Raw genomic sequence first — 11,669 nt, 5'->3', positions numbered from 1 at the left:
GAACTCAGTATGTAAGTTACAAACTCAGATTATGGCTTTAACCCCAAGCCGTCAAAGTCGCCCGTCATCGAATGCCCCCGGTGAAACCGACCGCCCGCATCCGATCAACTGGAACATCCTCAGCGTCGACGACGCCGAGAATGAATGGATCGAACTCAACCGCTGGTGAACTGACTGCGGTGCACGTACGGGCTGCTAGCATGCGTTGTGCCGCCGTGCCGGCATCGGCACCCCTAGCTCGTCTGGGAAATTAGCGCGCTGCACCTCCACTGGCTCGGCGCCTACGACCCCGACCAACACGGCTCCGCCCTGTTCGGATGACATTGCGATTTTTGCGGATGCCCGCCAGCGGCTTCGTGACGCAGCTGGAGCGCGACTGGCCTAGTCGGCAGTCTTGTGGCCAGGGGAACCCGCGGAAGACGCCGTCGAAGACGTGGACATCGGCGATCGTGATGAGGACTTCGTGCGTTCGTCGTCGACGTCGCAATGCGGCGCGGGGCCGAGGCTGAGTTCTATGCCGAGGCCGACCAAAACCGTCGAGCTCGATGTAAGTCGTGGGAAAAAAGACTTCCACACCGAGCCCTCAGAAATTCACACCCATCTGAAGTTTCGAACAGGGGAAACGGGGCCAGGTCATTTTACGGGGACGCTTGCGGCCCACGAGATCGAGAAGTCGTCCGGACTGGTGCCTTCCAGAAGCACCGTGCCGCCGAAAGGGGCACCGGGGAAGGTAAGGATGACATAGCCTGCGGACCCAACGGCGATCTGCTGCGGCTGCGACGCGCCGTCGGCGGTATAGGTGATTCCGTCGGACGCGGAGTACGTGGCGCTGTAGCCGAAGGCATTTGTCGAGCGCTCGTTTGCGGTAACTTTGAGGACCACGAAGAGCCCGCCACCGTTTGCACGGTACGCAGAGACGAGGTCGATGGTGTTCCCGCCGGTCTGCCCGGACCACGGAGTGGTCCAGAGCACGTCGGCGACCGGGCCGGACTTACCTATCCAGGAGACGACGAGACCGTCCTCATCGAAGATGAAGTCAGTCAGGGCGTACTCGCTCTGGTCAGATTGAACAACCTGAACGGTACCTCCTTTGAAAGCGAGAGTCGGCTCGTCGGCTGGGTCCGTCTCGCCGTCACCATTCGCGTTCAGTCCAGTGAACAGTGCCTGCTGGTGAGTGACATAACGCTCGGCGGGCGAGCCGGGGGAGGCATGCTGCAACGCGTCCTCATAGCCATCTCCGAAAGCGGCGCTGATGAACGCCTCAATCGTGGCATCTTGCTTTGAGCTCGAGTCCTTCTCGCTCGCGCTGCTAGCGGAAGCGTTACTCTCGGCAGGTTCGCGAGTCGCCGGCGCAGAGGCGCAGCCGACCAAACCAAGAGCCAGTGCAAGGGCGAGGGCTGCAATCGAGGGGGCAGTGCGCACGTTAGATGGGTTCCTTCTCTTGGGCCGGCAGCGATTAGTCGACGGACCGCCTCATATCGATCGTCGCAGTAGGCACGGCTCTCAGGTCGTTACAACTCTCCCCCCGAACTAGGGCATTAAGCTCAAGAGTCACTGCGGATGAAGCCGTGCTGCGAGATTCTGATCGGCGTACGGTGCAGACCCACGAGGCCCTGTCCCATCGACTTCAGGGAGGTCGATGTAATAGCGCCTTCGCGGAAGCATGAGGGTCGGCGGTCCTTCACTGCGGGTCAGCTCGAGGTCTAATGTCGTCAGGACAGTGCCATGTTTTGTTTGAAAGGCCTCCGGGCATCCGCCGGAAGTCCCATCTCACCACATCAACCAAGGGAAATCCCATGTCTTCACCCCGCCGCGCCCTGATCGTCATCGATGCCCAACAGGAGTATTTCGAAGGGCTGCTGCCGATCCAATACCCCGCACGCGATGAGTCACTTACTCGTATCGCCGAGGCGATGGACGTTGCTGAGCAGGCTGGCATTCCGGTCGTCGTTGGGCAACATAAATCCCCTGCGGGGTTCCCGGTCTTCGCGCCGGAGTCGTCGACCTTCGCATTGCGCCCGGAGATCGCCAAGCGCGCCGACAACGTGGCACATCGCTTCACGAAGTCATTTGCCAGCATCTTCGCGGGTACTGGCCTCGAGGAATGGTTGCGCGAGCGCGGGATCGACACAATCACCATCGTGGGCTACATGACGAACAACTGCGTTGTCGGTTCCGCCGCCGCTGCCGAACCCCTCGGATTCACTGTTGAGGTCCTGTCGGATGCAACCGGAGCCATCGACATTGTGAATTCCGCCGGTTCTGCGCCGGCAAAGCGAGTGCACGAAACAATCATGGCCGTCCTGAACTCCAATTGGGCTGCGGTCGCCACGACGAGCGCGTGGACCGAAGCCGTAACATCCGAGAACGCTGTCGCGGGAGACAACCTCATCGAGTCAGCTGCCCGGGGGCGGGACGCCAGGTAATTAACGAAGCACGGCCGAATTGGGCCGTCCCAATCAGTGTCAGGTGCGTCTGGTGATGCCGGTCGGCTCGGCAGAGTGGGCTGGTCTCGCGGTGACGTCATGGCGTCGCGCCGAGTATTTCGCGAAGTCGGGCGCGTGCCCGTGAGTAGCGTGCTCGCGCGGCATCCGGTCGGATGCCGAGTATTTGGCTGGCGTCGGCGACCGAGAATCCTTCCCACGCAACCAACAAAACCAGCTCGCGGTCGTGATCGGTCAGGCTGCCGAGCGCGGTGCGAAGCTCGATGTCGACTTCAGGGCCGGGGATGGCCTCCTCGCGAACGACGACGCGTAGCCGGTCGGCCAAGGCGGTGTGGCGGCGGCGACCACGTCGTGTCGTGTGGAGAATCTTGCGTGCCACGCCGAATGCGTATCGTCGCGCATCTTCGGCGGCGGCCGGCACCGCGCGCTCCTTCCGCCACAGAATGAGCAACGTCTCAGCGACCGCGTCCGCGGCATCTTCACGATCATCCAACCGGTTCAAGAAATACCCGAGAAGGTCCGGGATCAGTTCCCGCATAACGTCCTCAATGGGCACGGCCAGCGCGACCTGCTCCACGAATACGAGCTCATCGGTTCCCTCAACGGTGCTCACAAGGCCTCGGGGATGTATTTGCTGAAGAGCTCCGCGATGAGCGCATCACGGTCGATACCATCCCAAGCCGGGTTGCCGTCATACTGCGCTGCGGCCTGCGCGACCTCAGCGTCGCCGTCGGCCATTTCAGCCACGAATCCGGCCATCAACCTAGTGACACCGCCGCCGTCCGTGGCTACCAGGGCCGGCCAGGTCGGCGCGTCCTCCAACACAGCAATGGCGGCCGTCATCCGGGCTTGATCGCCCGCGTCGTGGGCGGCGATCCATTCACCCATCCACGCGGCGTATACGACGTTTTCAAAACTGCGCTGCACGTTTAGCTCCGGGGTCAGCGCAGGAGTGGCCGCCTGCTGAGATACGACCCGGGCAACAACCCCTTGCTGCGTCTGACCCGGCGCGAGCGGCAGCCACTGCGGATAGATTGAGGCCGCGTACTCGGGAAAATCAGCCGCAGCGGTATCGATCCATTCGTCGATCGGACTAGCGACACTATCCAAAGACGGATTCAAAACAGTCTGCGCCAGAAACTTCTGCACAATGTCAGCAGTCGCGGGCCCAGCCACAATACCGCCGAGCACTATCGCACCAGCCGCTGTCACCGCCGTGACGCGCGTTCGCAGTTTTCGACCTTGAGCCGTCGCACGCGTATCGGAAATAAGCGCGGAGACCACTCCAGAGGGAAGGGTGTCGCCCCGTCTTTCTACTCGACCGCTCCGCAGTCGCCCGTCAAGTTCATCATCAGTGATTGCCATGAACCTCATCCAATCGTCAGCCTTACACCTAGAACATGACCGGCCGAGGTCAAAGTGTGACACTCACCCATGTAATCGGCGAAAAAATCCGCGTCTCAAAAGAGGAACCCTCAGTGAGACGGTTCGTGTCCACCAGGCAGGTCGAGTACACGGCTGCGTGATTGGAGCGATCGTNAAAAAGTTCCTGAAGCGCCGAGCTCGCGCACGGCACCATCCGGTATCTGTTGGGAAATGGCGCACTGGTAGTCCGGGACTCCTGCCTGATAGGCGGCAGCGGCAACGGGTATGCCACAAAGCAAGACGACGGCGATGAGGATTACGGTCAGTGCAGTTTGGAAGCTTCGTCTCATACCTGATCGAACCACACCTGTGCAGCTAAGTTGGCCAGGTCCAATGTCAACACCTTTCCGGTGGACGGACGCTGTGCGACCGTCGAACTGCTGTAGGGCCTTGGGGCAAGTCGCTCAGGCGGACCCGCAAGAGGAACGACCTGCGGGCGTGGATAGGCTGGGCCGATGCTCTTCCAGACCGAACACCTATCAGTGCGTCAGTTTCGCCGCGACGATCTCAACGACTTCTCAGCCCTCTGCGCGGACCCGAACGTGATGCGATTTGTCGGGCACGGGACCGTCCTCAGCCGCCCCAAAGTATCGCAGTGGATCGAAATCTGCGAGCGAAAGTATGTCGATCGCGGTTACGGCACCTCGGCCGTCTTCGACGCGCGATCTGGCGAGTTCGTAGGCTACTGTGGCGTGATTCGAGCGCCGAATCGAGACTTCGATGAACTCACGTATGTCTTTCATCAGAAGGCTTGGGGCAAGGGTTATGCAACGGAAGTCGGAATCGGCATGCTCGACCACGTGTTCCGCATCTCGTCGCTGGCCTCGATCTCGGCGACGATCGAGCCGGAGAACGAGGTCTCCAAACGCGTTGCAGCAAAGTTGGGGATGATTGAATTGCCATTCGATACCGATGACGTGAGTTATTGGAGGATTACACGCGAGCAGAACTGCGCTCGATAGCTCTACTTAGACCCCTGGCGGGAAACCCTGTTCACGGTGTCGCCAGACCAATCCCCTACGGGATGATCAACCGTGGCGTCTGAGGGATGGATTGACTAGTTCTCCGCCGGGCGGTTGCGCGTCGATCTCGGTGAGGAGAGCGCGCTGCTCTTGCTGGGTGAGGCCAGATCGACGTTCCCGATCGAGTCCACGAGCCCGTTCATCCTCCAGCACAGCCTGGAGGGTGTCTTGCAGGGAATGCTCGGTTCCGCCTGCCTCGACAAACCGGCTGCGACTGCGCCAAGCGAAGGCGGCGTCGATGCGGGGAAGCCACAGCGGTAGGGACTGCGGGCCAGCCCAGTAATTGACATTGTGAGCGATCGGCCCGGCGTCTTCGGCCGTTGTGAGTTCGCCCGTATGGCCAGCGGCCTCAGACAAAGGCGACCGCTCGCACCGGCGCCCCGTCTCCGCCGAGTCGCAGGGGGAAGAAGCCGATCCGCACCTGTGAGGGCAGGTCATTCAGTCCGCAGAGGTTCTCGACGATCAGCCCGCCGCGGCCCAGCACAACCTCGTGCACGGGAAAGGCGACCGACGACGTACCGGTCGGGTCGGGACTCAGCGTGTCGACCGCGAGGATCCGCATCCCGCGAGCGACAAGCTCACGCGCCGCACCGGCATCGAGGGCCGGATGCCGCACTGCGCGCGCGTCGCCGAACCATCGCGCCCAGCCCGTGTCGATCACGACGATCGGGGGCAGTCGATCCGGTAGCGGATGCTCCGCATTCAGCCGGTCCCATCCGTATACCTCGCCCTCGGCGAGCGCTCGCACCCGCACCACCAACGCATCGCCGAGGAGCTCGTCGAGAGTCACATCGGTCATTGTTCGACCACCAGCGATGGTGTGGGACGGCGCATCTATGTGAGTTCCGGTATGAGACCCCATTTGGAGCCGCGTCACGGCCACCCCGTCGCTGTCGAGGACCAGCGCAGCGACGACGTGGACCGCCGGGTCGCCGGGGTAGACCTGCATCCCGTCGGTGATCGGGTGACTGAGGTCCCGGAGCGCCGCGCGCGGCGACACTCCAGGGCCGTCAGCGAGGGGTGTCGGCATCAGCGAGGTGCCGGCTGGGCTCGAAAGGCGTCTTGCTGCGGCGCGCACGCGAGAGGGCCAGGTAGACGACGAAGGTCAGGAGGAATGCGGGAACAGTCGCACCGAACGGGAGCGGCCACACGTACGCCCACGCGTAGGCGGACGCTGCACCGACCACCCACGACGTGACAGCAAGCCAGTTGATGCCGCCGGTGTACCAGTAGCGACCGCCCTGAGCCTTCAGGATGTCGGCGCTGTAGCTGCCGCGCGCGACGATGTAGTAGTCGACGATCATGATCGCAAAGATCGGTGCGAACAGGGCGCCGATCGTGACCAGGAACGTCGTGAACTGGGCCAGAAGACCGAAGAAGGTCGAACCGATGATTGAAATGAGCCCGAGCACGATCGCGGTGGACAGGAATTGCACCCGGCGGCCGGGGAGCGCGTTCACGACGCTCGTGACCATGCCGTAGACGACCATCGTGTTCGTCGCCATCACGGACAGGAAGATCGCGACCGCGAACAGGGCGCCGAAGGGTTCGATGATCGTCACAGGGTCGAACGGTATCGCGTCGCCGCCCCGCAGGACGACGTAAGCGATCGCGCTCGCGCCGAGCGACATCGAGATCACCGTCGACAAGGTGTAACCGATTCCCGAGCCGATCACGCCCGCGCGGGTCGACGATGCGAAGCGGTTGAAGTCGGCCGAGAGCACCGTCCACGATATGGCAGTCGCGACCACGACATCGAACATTAGTCCCGGGGAGTAGAACGGCTCAAGCGGCGCCGAGATGCCCGCGAAGTCTGCCGGCGAGAACGTAGAGAACGCCACGGCGAAGATATAGGCGGCGATCGCGAGGATGACCGCGGCGAACCACGGTTCCACGCGAGCGACTCCGGCGTGGCCGAAGACCGCGAGGATCACGACGATCGTCTGGCAGAGCACGGCGAAGATGACGGGATTGGAGAACCCGGTCATCGACGCGACGATGTAGTTAAGGGCGATCCCGGCGAGCATTGCCTGCACCCAGCTCCAGCCCATCAGGATGACCACGTTGGCGGCCACCGGCAGCAGGCTCCCGCGCGTCCCGAACGGTCCGCGCGTGATTGCCATCGTCGGCAGGCCGGTGCGCGTTCCGATCGCGCCGATCGTCACGAGCACTGCTGCTCCGACGATGGTTCCGCCGACGATCAGGGCGACGACGAGGCCGAACGGTACATCCGGCACGAAGAGCGTGCCGGTGAGAAGGGTGGTGACCACAAGGTTCGCGGCCAGCCAGATCATGAGCACGCGGCCAAGCGAGTAGGTACCGCGAACCGGGCCCGCGTCATCTGATTTGGTGTCCAGTTGGCCTTCGATACGGGTGTAGAGCGACATCTTTGGGCTCCTCGATGAATGGGGTCGGGTCAGGGCTGGGGTGATAGGTGTTCGTGGATGGCGATGAGGCCGGCAGATTCAGACCGGAATACGATGGTTTCGCGCTCCTGGTAGGACTTGGGTCCGTCCGCGGTGCTCACGCTCGTGTTGACGGAGTGGGTGAAGACGGCTCCACCGGGAAACGTCTGCACCGCGGGCGCGCTCGATGCGCAGGACCTCACGCTCCAGCCGTCGCCCACCCACTCCTCCCACATGGCTTCGTAGGCAGCCCGATCCTCGATTCGTGCAGGTTCGGTGTGGAAGACGAAGGTTGCGTCGGGTGCGAACAGTGAGAAATAGCGCGGGCCGTCGGTGGCGGCGAACGCCTCGACGATGGCGGATGCCGCGGCACGGACTGCTTCGTCCGTCGGGGTAGGCAGTGTCATGGGTGTCTCCTGTGTCAGGCTGGCCGGTCGGTTCGGGACTTCTGTGTCTGGTCGGGGCTTCGTCGTTCGGCTGGGTCACCCAGGCGCCATCGCGCTCAGCAGCTCGTAGATGACATGGCTGGCTGCGATAGCGGTCAGCTGGGCATGGTCGTACGCGGGGGCAACTTCGACCACGTCGGCGCCGACGATGCGCAGATCGGCCAGGGCCCGCAGCATCCGGAGTAGTTCTCGACTCGTGAGCCCGCCCGCCTCCGGAGTTCCTGTTCCCGGCGCGTGGGCGGGGTCGAGTACGTCGATGTCGATCGAGATGTAGAGGGGCGCGTCTCCGACTCTGGCGCGGATGCGTTCGACGGCGGCCGCGACGCCGTGCTCTTCGACGAATTCGCTCGTGACGATCGCAAAGCCGAGCCGGGCGTCATCCTCGAGGTCGTCCTTCGAGTACAGGGGGCCGCGGATTCCGACATGCATGCTCGCGGTCAGGTCGATGAGGCCTTCCTCGGACGCCCGCCGGAAGGGGGTCCCGTGAGTCATCGGCGCCCCGAAGTACGTGTCCCACGTGTCGAGGTGGGCATCGAAGTGCAATACCGCGACGGGCCCGTGCTGCGCGTGCGCGACGCGAAGCAGCGGCAGAGCGATCGTGTGGTCTCCGCCGATGGCGACTAGTCGGTCGGCGTGCTCGCTGAGCTGGCGCGCGCCCGCCTCGATCTCGCCCACAGCAGCAGCAATGTCGAACGGGTTCGCGGCGATGTCGCCGGCGTCGGCGACCTGCTGGGCGGCGAACGGGAAGACGTCCTGCGCAGGGTTGTACGGTCGTAGTAGACGCGAGGCCTCGCGCACATGCGCGGGGCCGAACCGAGCACCAGGTCGGTAGCTCACTCCGCTGTCGAAGGGAATCCCGACGATCGCGATGTCTGCACGCGCAACCTCGTCAAGCCGCGGGAGTCGCGCAAAGGTCGCGATTCCGGCGAACCGGGGCACGACACTCGCGTCCACCGGCCCGCGGGGCTCAACCGTCGCATCTTTGTTGAACGGTTGCATATTTGACAACTTTCGGTACGCTATAGACAACTTATGCTTACGGTACGCTGCCCCGGGCAGATCGTCAAGGACGAATGTGTGAGTAGCATTGAGGAGGAACTGTGCGCGCCATCCACCCCACCGCCGAAGGCACCGCGACACCCATCGGCGCCAAGCTGCGCTCCGCACGTACCGCTCAGGGCATGTCACTCGCCCAGGTCGCTCAGACGACGGGCCTTAGCAAGGGCTTCCTCAGCCGGGTCGAGCGCGACGAGACGTCACCGAGCGTGGCAACGCTTGTCCAGTTGTGTCAGGTGCTCTCGTTGCCCGTCGGAGCGCTCTTCGCCGAGCCCGACGTGCACCATGTTTCGTACGCCGACGCCCCGCGGATCAACTTGGGCGGAGTGCACGCCGACGAGCGGCTGATGTCACCGCGCAGCGAGGAGCGGGTTCAGCTGCTGCGATCAGAACTCGAACCCGACGCGCACGGCGGTTCCGATCTCTACACGATCAACTGCGACGTCGAAGCGCTCCACGTCGTCTCGGGATTACTCACCGTGCGATTCGCCGGTCGCACTGTGGCCGTCCACGCCGGCGACGCGCTGACCTTCCCCGGTCGCGAGCCGCACACCTGGCAGGTCGAGGACGGCGAGCCGGCCGTCGTGCTGTGGGTCATCGTGCCCGCGCCGTGGAGCGGCTCGGCCTGACCGAGACCGTAACACCCTCCCCCACCGACCTCTGACTCGACGCCGCCACGCTATCCGACTGAACAACTTCGGCTCTTCCTTCTCGGCCTCGGCAACAAGCCGCATCGCACGCTCACGAAGCTCCAGCGCTCGGTACTGGCTCGGTCATCATCCTCTCTAAGAATCAGACCTGCCCCGAGACCCGGGGCGATTCAGTCCACCAACATAATGGACGTCACCCGCGGTCGCTCAGAAGGGGGTAAAACCCGGGCAAGCGCTATTGGAAGTTACCGTGCACAGGGGAAGCGCGGCGCCGAGAACTGTCACAGGGTGGTGGCTAAAAGGCTTTTGAGTACTGGGGCCTGCTCTGCAGGAATCACCATCCGTCCACGCCCCGGCCGATCGGGCCAGAAATTCGTTGAATTTAAGTGTGTGAATCAAGTCTCCGTCTACGTGTGTGGTTCGCCGCCCAAATGCGTTCTCCAACAGGTGAGCCCAGATCATGGCTGCTGAGGCATCCACTGAGTGCCTTCAGCACCCGGTGGAAGATCCTCAAGGATGCGACCGACGGTCTTGAGGTGACAATCATTCCGGCCATCGCCCGGGTAGCCCCGACGTGCGCACCATTCTGCACGTCGGCGATTTTGGCATCCGGCCGGAACGCTCCGGCAAGGGCTTCCCGGCTAGCGTCGATTTCTGGTGCAAGAACACCCGCATCGATCGAGTACTCGTGGCGCCCGGAAGCCATGAGGATTGGAATCGTCTCGACGGCTGGTTGGCGGGCGCCCCCGGGCGACCGGTACAGATCAGTGGAAATGTGCGGGTGTTGCCACGTGGGCTGCGGTTCAGCCTCGGAGGCGCGACGTATATGTCTTTCGGCGGGGCAGCATCCGTCGATTGTGAGCTGCGCGTACCCGGCAAGGAATGGTGGCTCGCCGAGATCCCCACGGACCATGACGCGGCGGCCGCGATCGCCGGCTGCCCGGTCGATGTACTCATCACCCCTTTCTGAAGCCAACTCAGCCGTAGGTGGCTCCGCCCGGGCGCTCAGCCGCAGCTCAGCCGGTGCTATCGAGAATCAGGCGCGCCGCTTCCGTTGGTTGGTCCCAGTGCGGGAAGTGACCGCAGTTTTCGAACCAGTGCAGCGTTGCATCCGGGAACAACTCCGTGGCCCGCGCCGCCTCACTGGGAGCGGTGACCTTGTCCTTCCGCCCCCATCCAATGACCATTTTGCCCTTGAGTGAACCGGCCGGTGCGCCTTCCTGGCGGGGTCCGTGAATCAGCGCGTCGAGGGACGGATCCAGGCTGGTCGATGTCTTGAACCCGCGAAGCTCGTGCAGGACCAGATCCTGTGGCAGCTTCCAGGGGTGGGCGGAGAACTGTGCAAACAGGGCCGTGCGACCCACAGGGTTGCCCGTGAGGAAGGGGAGAGCCGGTTGGATGCGGCGCACCAGTGCGACGGATGCCTTGATGCTTGCACCAAAGATCGCTGCCTGGCGGTCATTCCAGAATCCACCAGGGTCCAGTGCGACCGTGGCGCCAGCGTGCCCGCGGCGTGCCATTTCCATTACCATCCGGGCGCCCAAGGAGCTGCCTACCAGATCAAGGTCACCCAGTTCCGCGTCGCGGATAAAGGCTTCGACGGAATCGGTCAGCGTGGCAATGGTGGTTTCGCCGGTCAGCGGCGCGGATTCGCCGCAGCCGGGGAGGTCGACGGCGATGACATCGCGTTCAGCGGCCAGCGCCGGGATTACCGGGTCCCAGTTGCCAATACTGGAACCGAGCCCATGGATCAGCAGGAGTGGCTTACCGGAGCCTTGCCGGGTTGAGTGCAACATGACTTCACTGTAGGCGCAGTGCAACATATCTGGCCAGAGGTTATCTGGACAGAGGCCCGACGGCACAGCGATACGCCGTTAGGCAGCGCACCAACATGTCTTGGATCGAACACATCTCAGGTCGAACACGCCTCAGGCAGGGACGAAGAGTTCCAGCGCCACGTTGTCGGGGTCCCTGAATTCCAGGATGTCACCGGCTCTTCACAATTGAGGGTGTAGTTGGAGCCTGAATCCTCCGGTTTCCGAGCAGGCGCAGGACTGCGCCGGCTGACAAACATGCGCCGGCGCTGGCACCGCTGAGGATGACCCCGTTGGGTGCCTCACGTTGCACCTCCCTCACTACGGCCACGGAATTTGTCAAGGTGAATGAGGCCAGTGGGAGTTTAGGCGGCTAGTTCGAGTCGGTCATTCTCGGTGGGTTTGTC

The 11,669-nt window shown here is 63.3% G+C and carries 14 protein-coding genes; 5 read left to right on the top strand and 9 right to left on the bottom strand.

Annotated features, from left to right (window positions below):
• The first annotated feature begins 31 nt into the window (after positions 1–31).
• The gene (locus CXY70_RS18535; RefSeq protein WP_199183332.1) at positions 32–169 is read left to right on the top strand and encodes a hypothetical protein; all 138 of its coding nucleotides are present in this window, start codon (positions 32–34) and stop codon (positions 167–169) included.
• 464 nt (positions 170–633) lie between these two features.
• Here the strand turns inward: CXY70_RS18535 and CXY70_RS17945 are convergent, their stop codons facing one another.
• On the bottom strand, positions 634–1,422 hold the full coding sequence (locus CXY70_RS17945) for a hypothetical protein (protein WP_199183331.1): 789 nt from the start codon (positions 1,420–1,422) through the stop codon (positions 634–636).
• A gap of 374 nt (positions 1,423–1,796) precedes the next feature.
• Here CXY70_RS17945 and CXY70_RS01325 point away from each other — a divergent pair, with 374 nt between their 5' ends.
• Positions 1,797–2,426 carry a cysteine hydrolase family protein gene (locus CXY70_RS01325; protein ID WP_104190605.1) on the top strand — a complete coding sequence of 210 codons (630 nt, stop codon included), beginning with the start codon at positions 1,797–1,799 and terminating at the stop codon, positions 2,424–2,426.
• A 97-nt stretch (positions 2,427–2,523) separates the two neighbouring features.
• Here the strand turns inward: CXY70_RS01325 and CXY70_RS01320 are convergent, their stop codons facing one another.
• Together CXY70_RS01320 and CXY70_RS01315 are read right to left on the bottom strand one after the other, a co-directional pair.
• Positions 2,524–3,057 (bottom strand): RNA polymerase sigma factor, encoded by a 534-nt coding sequence (locus CXY70_RS01320; protein WP_104190604.1) that lies wholly within the window; start codon positions 3,055–3,057, stop codon positions 2,524–2,526.
• Positions 3,054–3,809 carry a hypothetical protein gene (locus CXY70_RS01315; protein WP_158250875.1) on the bottom strand — a complete coding sequence of 252 codons (756 nt, stop codon included), beginning with the start codon at positions 3,807–3,809 and terminating at the stop codon, positions 3,054–3,056. Before CXY70_RS01315 ends, CXY70_RS01320 begins: the two co-directional genes overlap by 4 nt.
• A gap of 515 nt (positions 3,810–4,324) precedes the next feature.
• Here CXY70_RS01315 and CXY70_RS01310 point away from each other — a divergent pair.
• Entirely contained in the window at positions 4,325–4,831 is a 507-nt protein-coding gene (locus CXY70_RS01310) for a GNAT family N-acetyltransferase (RefSeq protein ID WP_104190602.1), read from the top strand.
• 66 nt (positions 4,832–4,897) lie between these two features.
• Here the strand turns inward: CXY70_RS01310 and CXY70_RS01305 are convergent, their stop codons facing one another.
• The 5 genes from CXY70_RS01305 to speB all read right to left on the bottom strand — a co-directional run bounded on the left by CXY70_RS01305 (position 4,898) and on the right by speB (position 8,741).
• The gene (locus CXY70_RS01305; RefSeq protein ID WP_104190601.1) at positions 4,898–5,248 is read right to left on the bottom strand and encodes a hypothetical protein; all 351 of its coding nucleotides are present in this window, start codon (positions 5,246–5,248) and stop codon (positions 4,898–4,900) included.
• Entirely contained in the window at positions 5,241–5,921 is a 681-nt protein-coding gene (locus CXY70_RS01300) for a cyclase family protein (RefSeq protein ID WP_104190600.1), read from the bottom strand. The genes CXY70_RS01305 and CXY70_RS01300 overlap by 8 nt, the downstream gene beginning before the upstream one ends.
• Positions 5,902–7,278 carry a cytosine permease gene (locus CXY70_RS01295; RefSeq protein WP_104190599.1) on the bottom strand — a complete coding sequence of 459 codons (1,377 nt, stop codon included), beginning with the start codon at positions 7,276–7,278 and terminating at the stop codon, positions 5,902–5,904. Before CXY70_RS01295 ends, CXY70_RS01300 begins: the two co-directional genes overlap by 20 nt.
• A gap of 29 nt (positions 7,279–7,307) precedes the next feature.
• Positions 7,308–7,703 carry a nuclear transport factor 2 family protein gene (locus CXY70_RS01290; RefSeq protein WP_104190598.1) on the bottom strand — a complete coding sequence of 132 codons (396 nt, stop codon included), beginning with the start codon at positions 7,701–7,703 and terminating at the stop codon, positions 7,308–7,310.
• A gap of 75 nt (positions 7,704–7,778) precedes the next feature.
• A complete protein-coding gene (gene speB, locus CXY70_RS01285; protein ID WP_104190597.1) occupies positions 7,779–8,741 on the bottom strand; it encodes an agmatinase in 963 nt (320 codons plus the stop codon).
• A gap of 101 nt (positions 8,742–8,842) precedes the next feature.
• On the opposite strand from speB, the gene CXY70_RS01280 reads away from it, so the two are divergent.
• The gene (locus tag CXY70_RS01280; RefSeq protein WP_104190596.1) at positions 8,843–9,427 is read left to right on the top strand and encodes an XRE family transcriptional regulator; all 585 of its coding nucleotides are present in this window, start codon (positions 8,843–8,845) and stop codon (positions 9,425–9,427) included.
• Between the two features lie 595 nt (positions 9,428–10,022).
• Positions 10,023–10,418: a hypothetical protein gene (locus CXY70_RS01275; protein ID WP_104190595.1), complete on the top strand. Its 396-nt coding sequence runs from the start codon at positions 10,023–10,025 to the stop codon at positions 10,416–10,418.
• 46 nt (positions 10,419–10,464) lie between these two features.
• On the opposite strand, the gene CXY70_RS01270 is transcribed toward CXY70_RS01275, so the two are convergent.
• Positions 10,465–11,244 (bottom strand): alpha/beta fold hydrolase, encoded by a 780-nt coding sequence (locus CXY70_RS01270; protein WP_233205665.1) that lies wholly within the window; start codon positions 11,242–11,244, stop codon positions 10,465–10,467.
• Positions 11,245–11,669 lie beyond the last annotated feature (425 nt).

This window comes from Cryobacterium sp. Y82 (assembly GCF_002929495.1).
Lineage (GTDB): Bacteria > Actinomycetota > Actinomycetes > Actinomycetales > Microbacteriaceae > Cryobacterium > Cryobacterium serini.
This window is presented reverse-complemented; position numbering and strand designations above follow the sequence as displayed.

Coding starts and splice junctions, on each gene's coding strand:
- CXY70_RS18535 (WP_199183332.1), top strand. CDS start 32: ATGGCTTTAACCCCAAGCCGTCAAAGTCGCCCGTCATCGAATGCCCCC.
- CXY70_RS01325 (WP_104190605.1), top strand. CDS start 1,797: ATGTCTTCACCCCGCCGCGCCCTGATCGTCATCGATGCCCAACAGGAG.
- CXY70_RS01315 (WP_158250875.1), bottom strand. CDS start 3,809: ATGGCAATCACTGATGATGAACTTGACGGGCGACTGCGGAGCGGTCGA.
- CXY70_RS01310 (WP_104190602.1), top strand. CDS start 4,325: ATGCTCTTCCAGACCGAACACCTATCAGTGCGTCAGTTTCGCCGCGAC.
- CXY70_RS01300 (WP_104190600.1), bottom strand. CDS start 5,921: ATGCCGACACCCCTCGCTGACGGCCCTGGAGTGTCGCCGCGCGCGGCG.
- CXY70_RS01295 (WP_104190599.1), bottom strand. CDS start 7,278: ATGTCGCTCTACACCCGTATCGAAGGCCAACTGGACACCAAATCAGAT.
- CXY70_RS01290 (WP_104190598.1), bottom strand. CDS start 7,703: ATGACACTGCCTACCCCGACGGACGAAGCAGTCCGTGCCGCGGCATCC.
- speB (WP_104190597.1), bottom strand. CDS start 8,741: ATGCAACCGTTCAACAAAGATGCGACGGTTGAGCCCCGCGGGCCGGTG.
- CXY70_RS01270 (WP_233205665.1), bottom strand. CDS start 11,244: ATGTTGCACTCAACCCGGCAAGGCTCCGGTAAGCCACTCCTGCTGATC.